This is a genomic window from Jannaschia sp. R86511 (assembly GCF_042466345.1).
In the GTDB taxonomy this organism is placed as follows: Bacteria; Actinomycetota; Actinomycetes; order Actinomycetales; family JBBAYJ01; genus Aquipuribacter.
Genome location: NZ_JAXHCD010000001.1, coordinates 4,547,590 through 4,565,145, shown reverse-complemented (window position 1 = coordinate 4,565,145; position 17,556 = coordinate 4,547,590). Strand labels below are relative to the sequence as shown.

The window sequence follows — 17,556 nt, the reverse complement described above, 5'->3', positions numbered from 1 at the left end:
CCGCCCCCGCGCACGGCGGGGACGGGGTCCGGGGGCGAACGGGTCAGACGGAGAGCTTCAGCCCGATCCCGATCGCGTGCGGGTTGCCGCCGACCGCGTCGCGGTTGTCGGCGTACAGCTCCTGCCACGTGGTGCCGTTGGCGCGGGCGATGCTGCTCAGCGTGTCGCCGGCCTGGACGGTGTAGCTGCCCGAGCCGCCGCTGGCGCTGTCGGAGCTGTCGGAGCTGCCGGCGCTGCTGCCGGACAGGCTCAGCCGCTGGCCGACGTAGATCCGCGCCGGGTCGCTCAGCACGTCCTGGTTGGCGGCGTACAGCGCCCGCCAGGTGGTGCCGTTGGCCCGTGCGACGGACGCCAGGGTGTCCCCGGCGACCACGGTGTACGAGCCGCTGCCGGCGGGCGCCGCCGGTGCGGGCTCCGGTGCGGGCTCGGGCTCGGGCTCGGGGGCCGGCTCCGGGGCCGGGGCCGGCGCGGCGGAGCCGCCGGCCTTGTCCGCCTCGGTCAGGCCGAGCTTGGCCGAGCACGCCGGCCAGGCGCCCCAGCCCTGCCGGTCGAGCACCCGCTCGGCGACCGCGATCTGCTGCGAGCGGGAGGCGAGGTCGGCCCGGGAGGCGTACTCGGTGCCGCCGAAGGACTCCCAGGTGGGCTGGTAGAACTGCAGCCCGCCGTAGTAGCCGTTGCCGGTGTTGATGGCCCAGTTGCCGCTGGACTCGCACTCGGCGAGGCGGTCCCAGGTCTCGCCGGGGGCGGCGGAGGCGGGGGCGCTCAGGCCCAGCGAGCCGCCCAGGACGGCGCTGGCGAGCAGGGCGGGGGCGACCCGGCGGACGGTGCGCCCACCAGGGGCGGAGGTGCGACGACGCTGCGGTTCGGCCCGGTGACGAGCGGTACGTGCGGACATGCGTTTACCTCGCTGCTGCCCGCCCGGAGGCGCCGCCCACGGGGTCGGTTCCGCACCCGGGACGGGCGGGGGTCGGCAGGCTCCCGGGGGCACCCGCACGGCTCGGCGGGTGCGCACACCTGAACACGCGCGGACGAACCTGGGCAATTCGTCGCGGTCGGCTGGGAACCCGCTGGGAGCAACCGGTCACCCCTGGCGGGGCGGGGCGGTGCTGCGGCGCACCACCAGCTCCGGGGTGACGAACTCGCTGTGCGGCGTGGGGGTCTCGGCCCCGCCCATGAGCGCCACGAGCAGCTCCACGCACCGGGTGCCCACCCGGTCCAGGTCCTGGCGGACCGTGGTCAGCGGCGGCCAGAAGTCACCCGCCTCGTCGATGTCGTCGAAGCCGACGACGCTGACGTCGCCCGGCACGTCCCGGCCGGCCTCGTGCAGCGCCCGGACCACGCCGAGGGCCACCTGGTCGTTGGCGGCGAACACGGCGTTGACGGCGGGGTCGCCCGCCAGGGCGAGGCCGGCCCGGTACCCGGAGCGCGACGTCCAGTCCGCCGCCACCGGCGCGGGGACGGGGCGTCCCGCGGCCAGCAGCGCCTCCCGCCAGGCCTGGCTGCGGCGGGCCGCGGCGTGCGAGCCGGCGGGTCCGGTGACGTGGTGCACGGTGCGGTGCCCCAGCCCCAGCAGGTGCTCCACGGCCAGCCGGGCCCCGGCGGCCTGGTCGATGTCGACCACGTGGTGGGTCTGGTGCGGCCCCCGGTCCGCCATCACCACGGGCACCCCGGTGGGCAGGTGCACCTCCGGTGCGTCCAGAGCCGTGGCCTCGATGACGACGACGCCGTCGACCGACTGATCGGCCAGGGACTGCACGGCGCGGCGCAGGCCGTGCTCGTTCGGGGTCGTCACGGTGGCGAACGTCGTCGCGTAGCCGTAGGAGCGGGCGACCCGCGTGATGGCGTCGACCGTGCGGATGTTGCCGAAGCAGTCCAGGCCGCTGGCCACGATGCCCACCGACCCGAACCGGCCCGTGGCCAGCGCCCGCGCCGCGGTGTTGGCGCTGTAGCCGACCGCCGCCATGGCGGCGTGAACCCGGTCGCGGGTCGCCTCCGACACGTGGGGGCTGTCGTGCACGACCCGGGTCACGGTCTGCAGCGAGACGCCCGCCTGCGCGGCGACGTCCGCACGGGTGGCCGGTCGGGGGGAGCGCACCCCTTGACGATACGGGTCCCGGTCTGACATGTTCGCGCGAACATCTGGCGACCGACAACGGCGTCGTCGGGGGAGAGGGTGACGTCGCTGCAACGTCGTCGCCCGTGCACGACCGGCCGTGTCCTGGTCCCGGATCCCAGGACGGAGGTGTCGCGCTGCTGCCGGGCGGCGTGGCACCTCCTCGGCGTGCCCGCGGGCGGCGGGCGTTCGGACCACGGCCGGCGGTCCGGTATCCTCGTCCGGTCCGCACGTCGCCCCGGTGACGTCTGGGCGCCCGTAGCTCAACGGATAGAGCATCTGACTACGGATCAGAAGGTTGGGGGTTCGAGTCCCTCCGGGCGCACGTACGGTTGAGACAGGAAGGCCCAGGTCAGCGGATGCGCAGACCTGGGCCTTCGTCTTGCCCGCGCCGCCGGACCGGCCGGACTGCTAACGCCTTTGCTAACACGCGGGGTCCTCACGGCCCTCGGAGGCCCGGTCAGAAGCCGGCGCAGCAGGGGCTTCCATGGCCCGCGCGAACACGGCTGCCACCTCGCTGGCCTGGCTGTCGAGCACGTGCGCGTAGACCCGTAGCGTCACCGACGGGTCGGCGTGACCGAGCCGAGCGGCCACCACGTGGACCGGTACCGCGGCCTGCAGCAGCATCGTCGCGTGGACATGCCGCAGGTCGTGCAGCCGGATGGGCGGAAGCAGTAGACCGCGGTCCTTCGCCGGCATACGGTCCCTTCAGCTGCAGCGCCCCGCGCTGCCCAGACCTGGCGGCGCGCAACCGTGAGCGGCGTGCCGGTGGGCGAGGCGCTGGTGACAGCAACCATATCGGGTGGCACCGACGGGGCTACCCGGTTCCAGGTCGCCCCGTCGGTACTGCCCGCCCAGGTCAGATGAGGTCGAACCCGAGGTCCTGCCAGGTGAGGGAGTGGTCGGTGGTGCCGAAAGAGACGACGCCGGTGACGTCGGCGACCGTCGCTCCGGCCGCCGCCAGGGCGGCGCGGTCGAGGGCCCACGTCGTCACGCCCAACCCATAGCTCGAGTTCGTCTGGTAGCGGATTCCTCGAACGGCCACCGTGGCTCCGCTGCGCAGGTTCACCGTGGCGATCACCTCGGTCTCGGGGACGGAGACGCGGGGCAGCACCAGCTCCTCGGCCAGCGCGTCGGCGTTGCCGCGGACGGCGTCGGCGTCATAGACGGTGCGGGTACCGATCTGCGGGAGGGCGCCGGCGACGCCCGTCTGCACCTCGAGGGTGGCGCCGGTGCGCGGCAGCGCCCCGACCGGCAGCAGGGCGTACTCGTAGGTGATGAGGCTGCCGAGGGCCTGCGTGTTCGCCGTGGACGGGGCCACCGTGCGGGTCGCAGCGGCGAGCGGACCCCGAGGGATCAGGTAGGACGTGCCGCCGGCGGTGAACAGCACCCCCGACACCCGTCCCGCGTCGGTCTCCAGGAACGCGGACTGCAGGACGGGGACGCTCGTGGCCACCGTCGCGCCGTCGATGCGGAACGTCACCTGTTCCGCCGGGACGGCCGGGACCGTGAACCTCTTCGTGCGCACCCCGGGCACGGGGCCCTGAAGGGTGGTCCCGTCGCTGACGGCCGGCGATGGGGTCGCGGACGTCACGGGGTCGGACGTCATCAGCTGGACCGGTGTCAGGGTCCGGCCCGCCGGGATGCCGGTCGCCCCAGACACGGGGGTCCCACCGATCCGCAGCACGGTGGCCTGGTTGTCGGCCACGGACGTGGTGGCCTGGGCGCTGGCCGCGCCCGTGACGGTGGAGGCGATCAGGACCGCGCCGGTGACCAGGGCGGTCCCGAGCCGGGCGGTGAGCAGGTGGGCTCGACGAGACATTGATGCTCCTTGGGGTCGTGAGGCGTGGACGTGCTCACTGACTGTCGCCCGCGCTCTGCGCGAAAACCATTACGGCGCCCTTACGTCCACGCCCACTTCCGCGCTCGGGGTGCGAGATCCTTACGAGACGATGAACGAGCGTCGCTGCGCGTTCACCGCCGCCGTCGGCGTGCCTATCGTCGAGAGGTTGTGCTGGCAGGGCTCGGCGTGGGTCGGCTTCCTCGTCGCACGCAGGAAGCGGCGGAAGGCCAATCCGGCGGCGTGGCTGCAGTGGGCGGAAGAGTTGTCGCACGGCAGTGAAGCCGGCTGACGATCCCCTGCGGGACGGAGCGGCGCGGGCGTCGCTGAGGGCGGCCGAAGCACCGGCAGCCTGGCTATCGGACGCAACAGGTCAGGTCTCGCGTACCGATGCTCCGGGCTCGGCGTGGGTCGGAAGCTTGATTGACAACCGGTTGCGCGTGATGTGGTCGAGTACGGACTTGAGCTGGTCGGCGTTCCAGGGCTTGGGCAGGACGCCGTCCATCCCGGCTCGCAGGCATGCGTCGCGGTCGGTGGCCAGAACGCTGGCCGTCATGGCGAACACGGGTAGTCGTGGCGACTCGTTCTCGGCCTCCGCCGCCCGCAAGGCCTCCACGGTGCGGATGCCGTCGAGGACGGGCATCTGCAGGTCCAGCAGCATGCCGTCGTAGCCACCGTCGCGCAGGGCTTGGAGTGCTTGCTGTCCGTCGCTGACGACGTCGACGTCGACGCCGACTCGTTTGAGGGTCATCTTCGCGACGAGTTGGTTGACCTCGTTGTCCTCCGCGACAAGGACCCGCAGGCCGAGGTCCGCCCGCCCCACCGCGTCGCCTGCACGACGGGACGGCTCCTTGCCGCTCGGGCGGGCCGGGCGGGGTCCGGGCACACGTGCCGGCGTCCCCGCTCCGGACGCGTCGGGGCTGCTACGCGTGGTCGGCGGACCGGACGGCATTGGGACGTCTACGCGGAACGTCGACCCGCGCCCGAGCGCGCTGGTCACGGTGATCGTGCCGCCCATGCGCTCGACGAGTCCGCCGGCGATGGCCAGGCCGAGGCCGGTGCCGCCGAAGCGACGGGTGACGGAGGCGTCGGCCTGGGTGAAGGGCTGGAACAGCCTGGCCTGCTGCTCCTCGGTCATGCCCACCCCGGTGTCGGCCACCTGCAGCCACAGCTGCTCGTCGTCTCCACCGACGGTCACGACGACGGAGCCCTGCTCGGTGAACTTGACGGCGTTGGAGGCCAGGTTCGTGAGCACCTGCCGCAGGCGTGAGGGGTCACCGATGCGGTCCTGCGGCATCGCTGGGTGGGGCACGACGACCAGGGTGACGCCGGCCTCCTCGGCGGCCAGCCTGACCGGTAGGAGCGCGTCCTCGACGACGTCGCCGACCCGGAAGGGCACCGCTTCGAGCTCGATGGCGCCGGCCTCGACCTTGGACAGGTCGAGGACGTCGTTGACGATGGTCAGCAGTGCCCGGCCGGACCGGCTGGCCTGGCGGGCCCACCCGGCCTGCTCCTCGGGCAGGCCGGACCCGGACAGCAGGTCCGTCAGGCCGAGGACCCCGTTCAGGGGGGTGCGGATCTCGTGGCTCATGGTGGCGAGGAAGGCGGTCTTGGCCCGCGAGGCCCGGTCGCGCTCCTCGGCGAGCTCGTGAGCCTGCCGAGAGGTCTCCTTCAGGCGCGTCACCAGCCGTCGGCGGTCGTCGCGCTGGAGGGCCAGGACGAGGGTGACCAGGCCGACGACCGACACGCACGCCTGGGCCAGCAGCACCCGGTTGACGGGCGTGGCGTCACCGAACGGTCCGAGGCCCTGCAGGGTGGTCACCACCATCAGCACGCCGGCCAGGAGAACGTGGACCGCAGCGAAGGTGGTGTGGAAGCGCAAGGCGATCCACATGCTCAGCGGGACCGGCAGGAACGCCAACGGCAGGTTCGACTGCAGCGCGAAGACAGCGAGGTAGCCGATCGCGATTGCGACGCAGGCGACACCCAGCTCGACCCAGACCTGCCACCCCTGCCGGGGGTAACGCTCCCGCGGGTCGGCGAGCCTCAAAGCAGGCGCGGCGAACACGAACACGCTGGCGGCGTTGCGCAGCATCCACGCCCCCGCCGTCGGCAGCAGGTACGCGTCCTGCAGCAGCCACAGCCCCACCGGGCCGATGAACGCCGCCACGAGCGAGCCCGCCGTGGAGGCGAGGACGAGGGCAGCGAGGTCCTGGGTGTGCCGGAGCCGGAACGGCTCGTGACCCCACGCGCGCTGGAGTCGGACGAGGACCGCGCACACCGCGAGCGACTGCACGACGTTGGCCACCGCGAACACGGCCGCCATCGCCGGGCTCACCCCGGTCAGGTAGTTGATAGCGCCGGCCACCACGGCCAGCAGGATGCCGGCGAGCAGTACCCGACGGGCGCTACCCCAGCATGCGGCGATCCACAGCACCCCCACGGCCGCGGCCGGCCACACCAGCGCGAGCTGGGTGTCCTCGACCCGCGTGGCACGACCCAGAGCCACCGCACCGGCATACAGCAGCAGGAAGAAGACCGTGGTCAGCAGCGGGTGCCGGGCACGCAGGCGACCCAGCAGGGCCGCAACGCCCCCGTCCGGTCCCGTCACCGTCCCCGTGTCCACCCGTGTGATGTCGACAGGCGAAGCCCCGAGGGCGAGCACCTGAACGGGTGAGCCTTGCTCATCCCGACCCGGCGCTTCCGACGAGCCCGCCGCCTCGCGAACCGGGTCCGGACGGTCGGGCTCCCCCGTCGAGAACAGGTCTCAGGATGGTTGATCCGCCAGTGAGGTGTGGGGCCGGACCGCGCGCAGGAGCCGCGGCGCGGGTGATGCCTGCAGTCGAAGAGAGTGGGCTGAGGGTATGACAGGTCTCAGGTACCTGGGTGGGCATGCCGATGCGACCCGCGTGACCCAGCACCCGGAGACCACGCCACCTCATCGGCGGCGCGAGACATGGCGACGCAGGTGGGCTCGCCCCGCCCTGACCGTCGGCTTCGTAGCCCTCATGGCCCTGGCCATGTACCTGGGCCGGATCGCACGGCTCCCCGACACCGCGCTCTCCCTGGTCTGGCCGGCCTCGGGTGTGGCTGTCTGGTGGATGCTTGTCCTGAGGGCGCGCCGGTTCCGACTCCTCGACTGCGTGGCCCTGGCCATGGTGGTGGCCGGAGTCAACATCGCCACCGGGGCGCCGACGCTCGTGGCGACGGTCTTCGGTCCTATCAACCTCGCCAACGGCCTCGTCGGGGCACTCATTCTGACCGCCGGCGGCTTCCGTCTTCGCGGGCGGGTCGAGGCTCACCATCCCTTCCTGCTGCTGGGGGCCGCCGCCGCGGCTGGTCTCAGCAGCGGGCTGCTGTCCGCCGCCGCCTCCACCTGGTTGACCGGGGCGGACTTCTGGCCCAGCTTCCAGCTCGTCGCGGTGCGCAACGGTGTCAGCACTTTCCTCATCGTCAGTCTCGTGTGGGCGATGGCGCGTCCCGGGGCCCTCCGACGTCTGGGCCGGTTCACCGACCTGGAGTGGACCGCTGCCGTCCTCGTCGGCGCGGCGACCTACCTGCTGGTGTTCGGCTGGGTCGACGACTCACCGCTGGCCTTCCTCGCCCTGCCGATCGCCGTCTGGTTCGGCGCCCGCGTCGGCCTTACCCGAGCGACCGTGCTGAGCTTCTGCCTCGGGGCCTTGGCTGTGGCCCTGTCCGTCACCGGCAGCGGCGCCTTCGGCGGCGTCGCGAGCGCCACCTCACGCGCCCTGGTTATACAGGCGTTCGTCGCCACCACGGTCCTGGTCGTCACGGCCCTGGCCGCCCTCCACGAGCAACGCGAGCGGGAGGCGGCCAGCCTGGCGAGGACCAAGGAGCTCCTCTCAGAGGCCATCAGCTCCGCGCTCATCGGCAACACCATCGTCGACGTCCGGCCCGGCAACCCCTGCGGACGCCTCGCGACGCCCAACCCCGCCCTCACCCGACTGCTGCGTCTGCCTCCGCAGGGCATGGCGGCGCCTGACTGCTGGGCGTCCCTGCTGGCCCCCGACGAGCGCGTGGTGGTGACCGACGTGCTGCACAGGTTCACCACAGGCGCACTGGATCGCTGGACGGGTGAGCTACGGCACGTTCTGTCCGACGGGACCGAGATCTGGGCCCAGGTGCACCTCTCCCTGCTCGCCATGCCCCTCGTCGCCACCGAGGACAACGAGCCGAACCAGCAGAGCGACGGCCCGTCGTCGGTGCCACTGGTGGCCCAGTTCCTGGACATCACCGCCAGGCGGGCCGCCGAGACCCAGCTGTCCCACATGGCCCTGCACGACGACCTCACGGGCCTGCCGAACCGCGTGCTGCTCCGCGACCGCGTCGACCATGCCCTGGCCGCCTGCCGACGCAGCGGACAACGTGTTGCCCTGCTGTTCCTGGACCTCGACCACTTCAAGGACGTGAACGACAGCCTGGGCCACGAGGCCGGGGACGCGGTGCTCACGGCCGTCGCGGACCGCCTGCAGAACGCTGTGCGCCCGAGCGACACCGTCGCCCGCATCGGCGGCGACGAGTTCGTCGTCTGCCTGGCCGGGGTGGCCGACGCGCCGAGCGCCGAGCAGCTCGCCCAGCGGGTAGCAGCCGCCGTGTCGCAGGTCGTGGTGGTGCAGGGTCGGCGGGTGCCCGTGGGGGTCAGCGTCGGCCTGGCCGTATCCGTGCCGGGGGACGACGCCTCCAGCTTGCTGCGGCAGAGCGACTCCGCGATGTACCAGGCCAAGCGGTCCGGACGCGGGCGGGTCTCCGGCTTCGTCCCCGACCTGGTCGCCCAGGCGGACCGTCACCTGCGGGTGCGCGACGAGCTCGAGCAGGCGCTGAGCGACGACCAGCTCGTCCTGCACTACCAACCTTTGGTCGACCTCGCCACGGGGCGGATGACTGGGTGCGAGGCCCTGGTTCGTTGGCAGCACCCGGTCCGAGGCCTGCTGTACCCGGGCGAGTGGCTCGACGTCGCGGAGGAGGGCGGGCTGATGCCGAGGCTCGGCGGGTGGGTCCTCGACCGCGCCTGCCGCAACATGGCTCGCTACGCGGCGGAGCATGGTCCCCTGCGGGTGCACGTGAACGTCAGCGGCAAGCAGCTCAACCAGGCCGGGTTCGTCGAGCAGCTCGAGGGCGCCGTCGCGGCCAGCTCTTTGCGGCCCGAGTGGCTCGTCCTGGAACTGACCGAGACCCATCTGCTGGACGTCCAGCACAGCCTGCTCAAGGATCTCGGTCGGCTGGCGGCCCTGGATGTGAGCATCGCCGTGGACGACTTCGGCACCGGCTACAGCACGCTCACGCAGCTCGTCCGGCTACCGGTCGGCGCCCTCAAGATCGACCGGAGCTTCGTCTCGGACCTGCTGACGGACGCCAGGGCGGAGGCAGTGGTGCGCGGCGTGCTCGCCATGGGCGACGCCCTCGACCTCGAGGTCGTCGCAGAAGGGGTCGAGACCCCCGAGCAGGCTGCGGCACTCCGGGCCCTTGGCTGCCGGTGCGCTCAGGGATTCCTGTGGTCCCCAGGGGTCCCCGTGGACGCCCTCCACCAGGCGGTGGATACCGGGCCAACGCCCCAGCCGTCGCTGTTTCCGGACGGCAGCCTGCCCCGTCAGCAGGTCGGGCCCCACCCGGCCGAGCCGGCCTTGGTCACGTCATCGCCCCGTAGTGCCGGCGCTGGAGGATAGGTCAGCCGCCAGGCAGCACTACCGCTGACGCAGACTGCCGACCCGAGCGCCTCTTCAGGAACGGTAGGTAGTGGAACGGGGCGGCCACGACGGAGAACCACCGCAGCCATCCGGCGCTCGTCGTCGCGATCAGCACCTGGCTCGCCGCGAGACCGAGCAGCATCAGGGCGGCCCAGTAGCCGTGCGCCCAGCTCCGGGCGAGTCGGACGCTGGCAGCGCGCTGCGGTTCGCCGGCCGCGAGGCGACCGCGGCGCAGGGACCTCGTGGCCTGCTTGGTCGTCCGACGGTCCATCGGCCCCGGCGAGTGTCGGGTGGTCGAGACCACGCCTGCGACCGCACAGACCACCACGAGCAGGGCGAGGACGGCGAGCACGGCGAGCACCAGTGCACCTGCAGCCCCGTCCACACGCCCCCCGTCCCACGGCCTCGTCGGTGCGTCCGACCCTACGCCGGGCCCGTCGACGTCACACCCAGTACGTGTCGTGCGTCGCCATGAACCGGTCCCGCTCGTCGGCGGGCATCGTCGCGCCGCGGGCCAGCGTCTCGAAGTAGTCCTCCCGCGGGCCGCCGGGGGCGAACATGAGCAGCATCGACGCCCCGGCCGACCCGCGGAAGCCGTGCACCCCGCCCTCCGGCACGTACAGGAAGTCGCCCGGTCCGGCCTCCAGCCACTCCCGGCCGTCGAACAGCCTCACCTGCCCGGCCAGCACGTAGAACTGCTCGGAGATGGTGCGGTGGAAGTGCGGGTCGGGTCCCGACTCCGCGTCGCCGAAGGTCCAGCGGTACAGCCCGAACCGGCCCTGCGTCCGGTCGCCCGTGGCCAGGTACTCGCAGGTGCCGCCGGAGCGTTGCACCACGTCGGGGGCCGCGTCGGAGCGCCTCAACCAGGCCGACGCCTCGCCGGTCGCCCCCTCGTAGGTCGCCGGCGGGTAGGGGCGCGGTAGCGGGTCGTGCCACGACACGGCTCAGGACCCTCGCCGGGCGGCCACGCCGTCCAGGCGCAGCTCGGTGGAGGCGTCCCGGTGCGGGCCCGTCGTCCCCACGTGGGTGCCGGGGATGGTCGGCCCGTTGCGGACCACGTGGACCAGCGCCATGCCGTGGCCCCGGCCCAGCCCGAAGTCCTCCGCCAGCCAGGCCAGGACCTCCTTCGCCGGGGTGCCGGGGCCGAACCCGCGGGTGTGCGCGAGGTCGACCAGCTCCTGCGGGGTCCTGCCGGTCTTCGCCTCGGCCGCGTCGAGGTACGCCTGGAACGACATGTCGCCTCCGTCCGTCGGGGCCGGGCGCCCCACGCCGGGGTGGACCCCGCGGTGGGCTCGGAGTCATCGGCCCGGGTCGCCACGGTCGTGCTGGAGCACCAGGTCGGGACCGGACCGTGGCCCCCTGAGCCTGCGGAAACGCTGGTCACGGGTCGGAGGACCCGGTCATACTCCAGTGTTCTCCGACGAGAGGACCCTCCGACCAGGAGCGAGCCTTGGGGGTGGGCCGTGGCCGACCGGGACGCTGCGGGCGAGGTCCTCCTCGTCCTGGGGGAGGAGCTGACCCGCTCCGGCCGGGCGGCGCGGGTGGTGGACGACGTGGCCGGCTGGACCGGGGCGCCCCCGCCGGTCCGGGTGGTCGCCGTGGCGCAGCTCGGTCACCGGCTCGCCGGTCCGGGCCCGCTGGTCGTCGTCCTCGACCTGGCCGCCCCGGGCGCCCGCTCGACCGCCCTGCTGGACGCGCTGCGCCGGCGCCCCGCGACGACCGGGCTCGTGCTGCTGCCGCCGGACGGGGCGGCCGACCCCGACGACCCGGTCCCGGGACTGCTCGCCGACGACGTCGTGCTGCGCGACGAGCTGGCCACCCGGCACCTGGCCCGCGCGGTCGGGGCGACCCGGCGGCAGGTCCGGGCCGCCGCGGAGCACCGGCGGCTGCAGGAGCGGCTGGCGACCGTGTCCGCCGCCTCCGCCCTGGGCCTGGCCGAGGCCGAGAAGGGCGCCCGGTTCCAGGCGGCCCTGCTGGGCGGCATCAGCCAGGCCGTGGTCGTCACCGACCCGCAGGCCCGGGTCGTGTTCTGGAACGCCGCCGCGGAACGGCTGTACGGCTGGTCGGCCGAGGAGGCCGTCGGCCGTCCCGTGCTGGAGGTGACCCCGCGCGCGGACGTCGACGCCCAGGTCTCCGACATCGACCGCGCCGTCCGCTCGGGGCAGGCGTGGGGCGGGGACGAGGTGATGCGTCGGCGCGACGGCAGCGAGTTCCAGGCGCTGGTGTCGGTGGCCCCGGTGTACGACGAGCAGGACGGTCTGGTGGCTCTGGTCGGGGTGTCCAGCGACATCACGGCCCGCAAGCAGGCGGAGCAGCGCGCCCGGACGCTGTCGGCGATCGTGGAGTCGATGGCCGACGCCGTGCTGACCCACGACCTGGCCGGTGTGGTGCTGACGTGGAACGCCGGAGCGGAGCGGCTGTTCGGCTGGGACGCGGAGGAGGCCGTCGGGACCCACCTGCGGGGCCTGTTCGCGGGCGACCAGGCCCCCGGCGAGCTCGAGGTCGGCATCGGGATCGTCGCCTCCGGCGAGGTCATCCGCGAGCACGAGATGCAGGGCCGCCGGCGCGACGGCCACCGCGTCGACCTGACGCTGACCGCCTCGCCCGTCCTGGACGAGCGCGGCGCCGTGGTCGCCGCCTCCGTCATCGCCCGTGACGTCTCCGAGCGGCTGCGGCTGCAGGCCGAGCTGCACCACCAGGCGACCCACGACGCGTTGACCGGCCTGCCCAACCGCGCCCTGCTGGAGGACCGGCTCGCGCAGACCCTGGCGGCGGCCGCCCGCACCGGGCACCCCGTGGGGGTCCTGTTCGTCGACCTGGACGACTTCAAGACCGTCAACGACGAGCACGGCCACCTGGTTGGCGACGCGCTCCTGCGGGAGGTGGCGCGGCGGTTCACCGCCGTGACCCGGCCGGCCGACACGGTGGCCCGCTTCGGGGGTGACGAGTTCGTCGTGGTCTGCGACGACACCGACGTGGCGGACGCGCAGCTGGTCGCCGCGCGCATCGCCGAGGCCTGCCGCCCGGTGGTGGAGGTGGGTGACCGGCGTCTGCAGGTCAGCGCCAGCATCGGCATCGCCGTCGGCCCCCCGCTCGAGGCGGACGGCGCCCTGCTGGTCCGCTGCGCGGACGCGGCCCTGTACCGGGCCAAGGCCGACGGGCGCGCGTGCTGGCACGTGTACGGCAGCGAGCGGAGCACCCGGCCCGCCCGGTTGTCTTGACTCGTTCAAGTCCGTGCGGGAGGGTGAGGGGGTGCCCACCGTCGACGACCTGACCCGTGCCCTGCGCGGGTCGGACCTGCGGGTCACCCGGCCGCGGCTCGCCGTCCTGGAGGCCGTCCACGAGCACCCGCACGCCGACACCGAGACCGTCCTGCGGGCGGCCCGGCTGATGCTGGGCGCGGTGTCGCACCAGGCGGTCTACGACGTCCTCCGCGTCCTGACCGACGCCGGTCTGCTCCGGCGGATCGAGCCCGCCGGGTCCGTGGCGCGGTACGAGGCGCGCACGGGCGACAACCACCACCACGCGGTCTGCCGCGGCTGCGGCGCCATCGTCGACGTCGACTGCGCCGTCGGCCACGCGCCGTGCCTGACCGCCTCCGGCAGCAACGGCTTCGTCGTCGACGAGGCCGAGGTCGTCTACTGGGGCCGCTGCCCCGCCTGCACCGCCACCTGACCAGCCCGCCCGCACCCACCCCCAGAGAGGACCGACGTGACCACGCCTCCTTCCGACAGCCCCGTCGACAGCCCGAAGCCGTACGACACCTCGGCCGACGCGCAGGCCGCGCCGACCACCGACAGCACCACCGAGAGCGAGAACCCGGCGATCAAGTCGCCGACGGTGCAGGTCACGAACCGGCCCCGCTCCAACTCCGACTGGTGGCCCAACCAGGTCGACCTGTCCGTGCTCAACAAGCCGTCGCGCGACTCCGACCCGCTGGGGTCCGACTTCGACTACAAGGCCGCGCTGGCCACCCTCGACGTCGACGCCCTCAAGGCCGACCTGCGCGAGGTCATGCGCACCTCGCAGGACTGGTGGCCGGCCGACTGGGGCCACTACGGCCCGCTGTTCATCCGGATGAGCTGGCACGCCGCCGGCACCTACCGCAGCGCCGACGGCCGCGGCGGTGGCGGCGAGGGCGCCCAGCGCTTCGCCCCGCTCAACAGCTGGCCCGACAACGCCAACCTGGACAAGGCCCGGCGCCTGCTGCTGCCGGTCAAGCAGAAGTACGGCCGCCAGATCTCCTGGGCCGACCTGCTCGTGCTGGCCGGCAACGTCGCCCACGACGACATGGGGCTGAAGACGTTCGGCTTCGGCTTCGGCCGCGAGGACACCTGGCAGCCGCAGGAGATCTTCTGGGGCTCGGAGGACACCTGGCTCGGTGACGAGCGCTACGCCGACGACTCCCCGCTCGACCTGGACGAGACGCCGTTGGCCGCGGTGACGATGGGCCTGATCTACGTCAACCCCGAGGGCCCGCAGGGCAAGCCCGACCCGCTGGCCTCCGCCCACGACATCAAGGTCACCTTCGCCCGGATGGGCATGAACTCCGAGGAGACCGTCGCCCTGGTCGCCGGCGGCCACACCTTCGGCAAGACCCACGGTGCGGGCAACCCGGAGCTGGTCGGCCCCGAGCCCGAGGGCTGCCCCGTGCACGGCAACGGCCTGGGCTGGATCAGCCAGCACGGCACCGGCAAGGGCGCGGACACCATCACCAGCGGCCTCGAGGGCGCCTGGACGCCCACGCCGACGCAGTGGGACAACACCTACTTCGAGATGCTGTTCTCCTACGAGTGGGAGCTGACCGAGAGCCCCGCGGGCGCCAAGCAGTGGAAGCCCAAGAACCCCGAGGCGCAGGCCCTGGTCCCTGACGCCCACATCGAGGGCAAGATGAACGCCCCGATGATGGCCACCACCGACCTCGCCCTGATGGCCGACCCGGAGCTGCGGGAGATCTCCGAGCGGTTCTACAACGACCCGGAGCTGTTCGCGGACACCTACGCCCGCGCCTGGTTCAAGCTGCTGCACCGCGACATGGGCCCGAAGAGCCGCTACCTGGGCCCGGACGTCCCCGCCGAGGAGCTGCTCTGGCAGGACCCGGTCCCCGCGGTCGACCACGAGCTGATCGGCGAGGCCGACGCGGCCGAGCTGAAGCGGCAGGTCCTCGCGTCCGGGCTGACGGTGTCCCAGCTGGTCCACACCGCCTGGTCCGCCGCAGCGTCCTACCGGGGCACCGACAAGCGCGGCGGGGCCAACGGCGCCCGGCTGCGGCTGGAGCCGCAGCGGTCCTGGGAGGTCAACGCCGGCACCCAGGAAGTCATCGCGAAGCTGGACGAGGTCCGGCAGGCCTTCGGCACACCGGTATCGCTGGCCGACACCATCGTGCTCGCCGGGTGCGCCGCGGTCGAGAAGGCGGCCGCGGACGCGGGCGTCCAGGTCACCGTGCCGTTCACGCCGGGCCGCACCGACGCCAGCCAGGAGCAGACCGACGTCGACGGCATGAAGTGGCTCAAGCCTCGCGCCGACGGGTTCCGCAACTGGATCACCCCCGGCGCCAAGCTCGAGCCGGAGACCCTGCTCGTCGACCGGGCCTACATGCTCGAGCTGACCGCCAAGGAGATGACCGTCCTCGTCGGCGGCCTGCGCGTCCTGGGCGCCAACACCGGCGGCAGCACGCACGGCGTGTTCACCGACCGGGTCGGGGTCCTGTCGCAGGACTTCTTCCGCACCCTGCTCGACCTGGGCACCACCTGGCGGACCTCGGTCGACACCGAGGGCGTGTACGAGGGCCTGGACTCCGACGGGGCCGTCGTGCGCACCGCCACCGCGGCGGACCTGGTGTTCAACTCCAACGCGATCCTGCGGGGCATCGTCGAGGTCTACTCCTCCGACGACGCCCAGGAGGCCTTCGTCCGCGACTTCGTCGCCGCGTGGGACAAGGTCATGATGCTCGACCGCTTCGACGTCAGGTAGTCCGTCGACGGTGCCCCGGTCCGCCGTGATTCGGCGGGCCGGGGCACCGGTGCGTCCGTGGGCCGGGCGCGGTCCGCGCATCCATCCGCCTCACCTGGCGACGATGACTCGACGCTGAGACGATCTGTGACCAGGTCACGCAGGGACGGAGACCCCGCTCCCGGGCCGTACCGACTGCTGGAGGTCACCATGCACGCATCCCGCGCACGCCGTCCGCTCGCGCTCGCCGCCGCCGCCGCGGTCGGGCTGTCCCTGTCGCTGGCACCGGCGGCCTCGGCCGCCCCCGACCGGGACGGGCGCGTCACCGCGCAGGGCCCGCTGGAAGACCTGTCGGCCGCGGCCGACCCCACGGACGGCGCCACGGCCACCGTACTGGCCCGCCAGGTCGGGCGTGGCGGCTCCGTGGTCGTGCTGCGCGTCGCAGGTCTGCGGCCCAACGCGTCCGGCCTGACGCTGGGGGCCCACGTCCACGAGGGGCCGTGCGTCGCCGATGACGGCGCGGCCGCGGGCCCGCACTGGCGCACGTCTCCCGACGTCGCACCCTCGCCGGACACGGAGGTCTGGCTGGACGTCACGCCCGGTGCAGGCGGCCGGGCCACGGCCGTGGCCGTGGTGCCGTTCCAGATCCCGGCCGGTTCGGCGCAGTCGGTCGTGGTGCACGCCATGCCCACCGCACCCGACGGCGGTGCCGGCGCCCGGCTGGCGTGCCTGCCCGTCGACTTCTGAGCCTTTCCCCGGTCCCGTCCGGCCACGGGGAACCGCTCAGCCACCGCCGATGGTGCCGGCGGGGATCCGACGCCCCTCGGTGGTCTCGACGGACACCGACAGGTCGGGCAGCCACTCGCCCTGCTCCAGCAGGGCCAGCAGGTCCTGCGACGCCGGCACCTCGCCGGTGGTCCTGACCCGGACGACCGCGGTGGTGGAGGTGAGCTCGACGCCGGTCACCTCGACGTCGGGCGCGTCGGCGACCCACTGCTCGGCGGCCAGCGACACCCGGGCCGTCCAGAGCTCGACGAGGATCGTGCCAGCCGTGTTCGCGGCCAGGACGCCGGCCACGATCACGAGCAGGCCGCCGATGGTGGCGTAGGCGCGACGGGGGGACCGGCCGGGCAGCCGGGCCTGGCGGTCGAGCTCCAGGGCCGTGAACACCAGCGTGCCGGCCAGGACCAGCGCCAGCAGGTTCGACACGAACAGCAGCAGCGCCCCCAGGGCCAGGTCGGCCCGCCCCTGCCCCGCGCACACCCCGACCACCGCCAGCGGCGGCACCAGCGAGATGGCGATGGCCACGCCGGGCAGGACGGCGGCGACGTCCTTGCGGGCCAGGCCCACCGCGCCGGCGAACCCGGTCGCCACCGCAGCCACCAGGTCGAGCAGGCCCGGGGTCACCCGGCCGGTGACCTGGCTGTTGCCCGTCAGGTCGTAGGTGTCGGGCACGACCAGGGCGAACCCGACGCCGATGAGCACGACCAGGGCGGCGCCCAGCCCGGTGGTCAGCAGCGACCCGGCCGTGACCCGGCTGCGGCGCCGGGCGACGCCGAGCGCCACGCCCATGATCGGCGTGGACAGCGGCGCGATGATCATCGCCCCGATGACGGTGGCGGTGGAGTCGGCCAGCACCCCGGCGGCCGCGATGACCGCCGACAGGGTGAGCATGGTCCAGAAGGCCGACCGCTTGGCCCGGTGGTCGCCGCTGGACAGGTCCAGGTCGGCCGAGAGGTCGTCGAGGCTGCGCCGCTGCGACGGGGGCAGCAGCGCGTCGGTGCCGCGCGCGCGCCAGGACGGTGCCGCTCGGTCCATGGCCGGTCGGCCCCCTCCCGGGTCGGGTGCCCAGATTCTGTGGAGCGCTCTGCGCCACGGCCTCACCCGGACCGGGTGAACCGGCGGCGGGGTGGCGCCCGGTGCCCGCGGGCCGCCTGGCACCCTGG

Annotated in this window: 15 protein-coding genes and 1 tRNA gene; 7 read left to right on the top strand and 9 right to left on the bottom strand. The window is 73.5% G+C overall.

Annotated features, from left to right (window positions below):
• Window positions 1-43 precede the first annotated feature (43 nt).
• Both SJY06_RS21420 and SJY06_RS21415 read right to left on the bottom strand, forming a co-directional pair.
• Window positions 44-895: a transglycosylase family protein gene (locus tag SJY06_RS21420; protein WP_380169559.1), complete on the bottom strand. Its 852-nt coding sequence runs from the start codon at window positions 893-895 to the stop codon at window positions 44-46.
• A gap of 186 nt (window positions 896-1,081) precedes the next feature.
• Window positions 1,082-2,095 carry a LacI family DNA-binding transcriptional regulator gene (locus SJY06_RS21415; protein WP_380169558.1) on the bottom strand — a complete coding sequence of 338 codons (1,014 nt, stop codon included), beginning with the start codon at window positions 2,093-2,095 and terminating at the stop codon, window positions 1,082-1,084.
• 270 nt (window positions 2,096-2,365) lie between these two features.
• Between SJY06_RS21415 and SJY06_RS21410 the strand changes: the two genes are divergently transcribed.
• A tRNA-Arg gene (locus SJY06_RS21410) sits at window positions 2,366-2,438 on the top strand.
• A gap of 98 nt (window positions 2,439-2,536) precedes the next feature.
• Here SJY06_RS21410 and SJY06_RS21405 read toward each other — a convergent pair.
• Window positions 2,537-2,812, bottom strand: a complete 276-nt coding sequence (locus SJY06_RS21405) for a tyrosine-type recombinase/integrase (protein WP_380169557.1) — start codon at window positions 2,810-2,812, stop codon at window positions 2,537-2,539.
• Window positions 2,813-2,972: 160 nt separating this feature from the next.
• Window positions 2,973-3,935: a hypothetical protein gene (locus SJY06_RS21400; RefSeq protein ID WP_380169556.1), complete on the bottom strand. Its 963-nt coding sequence runs from the start codon at window positions 3,933-3,935 to the stop codon at window positions 2,973-2,975.
• 130 nt (window positions 3,936-4,065) lie between these two features.
• On the opposite strand from SJY06_RS21400, the gene SJY06_RS21395 reads away from it, so the two are divergent.
• The gene (locus SJY06_RS21395) at window positions 4,066-4,245 is read left to right on the top strand and encodes a hypothetical protein (protein WP_380169555.1); all 180 of its coding nucleotides are present in this window, start codon (window positions 4,066-4,068) and stop codon (window positions 4,243-4,245) included.
• A gap of 81 nt (window positions 4,246-4,326) precedes the next feature.
• Here the strand turns inward: SJY06_RS21395 and SJY06_RS21390 are convergent, their stop codons facing one another.
• Window positions 4,327-6,564 carry an ATP-binding protein gene (locus SJY06_RS21390; RefSeq protein WP_380169554.1) on the bottom strand — a complete coding sequence of 746 codons (2,238 nt, stop codon included), beginning with the start codon at window positions 6,562-6,564 and terminating at the stop codon, window positions 4,327-4,329.
• 397 nt (window positions 6,565-6,961) lie between these two features.
• Here SJY06_RS21390 and SJY06_RS21385 point away from each other — a divergent pair, with 397 nt between their 5' ends.
• On the top strand, window positions 6,962-9,637 hold the full coding sequence (locus SJY06_RS21385; RefSeq protein ID WP_380169553.1) for an EAL domain-containing protein: 2,676 nt from the start codon (window positions 6,962-6,964) through the stop codon (window positions 9,635-9,637).
• Between the two features lies 1 nt (window position 9,638).
• On the opposite strand, the gene SJY06_RS21380 is transcribed toward SJY06_RS21385, so the two are convergent.
• The 3 genes from SJY06_RS21380 to SJY06_RS21370 are packed head-to-tail and all read right to left on the bottom strand — an operon-like array spanning window position 9,639 to window position 10,893.
• Entirely contained in the window at window positions 9,639-10,043 is a 405-nt protein-coding gene (locus SJY06_RS21380) for a hypothetical protein (RefSeq protein ID WP_380169552.1), read from the bottom strand.
• Between the two features lie 58 nt (window positions 10,044-10,101).
• On the bottom strand, window positions 10,102-10,599 hold the full coding sequence (locus SJY06_RS21375) for a cupin domain-containing protein (protein WP_380169551.1): 498 nt from the start codon (window positions 10,597-10,599) through the stop codon (window positions 10,102-10,104).
• 3 nt (window positions 10,600-10,602) lie between these two features.
• Window positions 10,603-10,893, bottom strand: a complete 291-nt coding sequence (locus tag SJY06_RS21370; protein WP_380169550.1) for a DUF4287 domain-containing protein — start codon at window positions 10,891-10,893, stop codon at window positions 10,603-10,605.
• A gap of 228 nt (window positions 10,894-11,121) precedes the next feature.
• Between SJY06_RS21370 and SJY06_RS21365 the strand changes: the two genes are divergently transcribed.
• From SJY06_RS21365 to SJY06_RS21350, 4 genes are all read left to right on the top strand, one after another.
• On the top strand, window positions 11,122-12,879 hold the full coding sequence (locus SJY06_RS21365; protein WP_380169549.1) for a diguanylate cyclase domain-containing protein: 1,758 nt from the start codon (window positions 11,122-11,124) through the stop codon (window positions 12,877-12,879).
• A gap of 31 nt (window positions 12,880-12,910) precedes the next feature.
• Window positions 12,911-13,333, top strand: a complete 423-nt coding sequence (locus SJY06_RS21360) for a Fur family transcriptional regulator (protein ID WP_380169548.1) — start codon at window positions 12,911-12,913, stop codon at window positions 13,331-13,333.
• A 150-nt stretch (window positions 13,334-13,483) separates the two neighbouring features.
• Window positions 13,484-15,631 (top strand): catalase/peroxidase HPI, encoded by a 2,148-nt coding sequence (gene katG / locus SJY06_RS21355; protein WP_380169742.1) that lies wholly within the window; start codon window positions 13,484-13,486, stop codon window positions 15,629-15,631.
• Window positions 15,632-15,820: 189 nt separating this feature from the next.
• Entirely contained in the window at window positions 15,821-16,357 is a 537-nt protein-coding gene (locus SJY06_RS21350; RefSeq protein WP_380169547.1) for a hypothetical protein, read from the top strand.
• Window positions 16,358-16,393: 36 nt separating this feature from the next.
• Here the strand turns inward: SJY06_RS21350 and SJY06_RS21345 are convergent, their stop codons facing one another.
• Window positions 16,394-17,428: a DUF389 domain-containing protein gene (locus tag SJY06_RS21345; protein ID WP_380169546.1), complete on the bottom strand. Its 1,035-nt coding sequence runs from the start codon at window positions 17,426-17,428 to the stop codon at window positions 16,394-16,396.
• Between the last annotated feature and the right edge of the window lie 128 nt (window positions 17,429-17,556).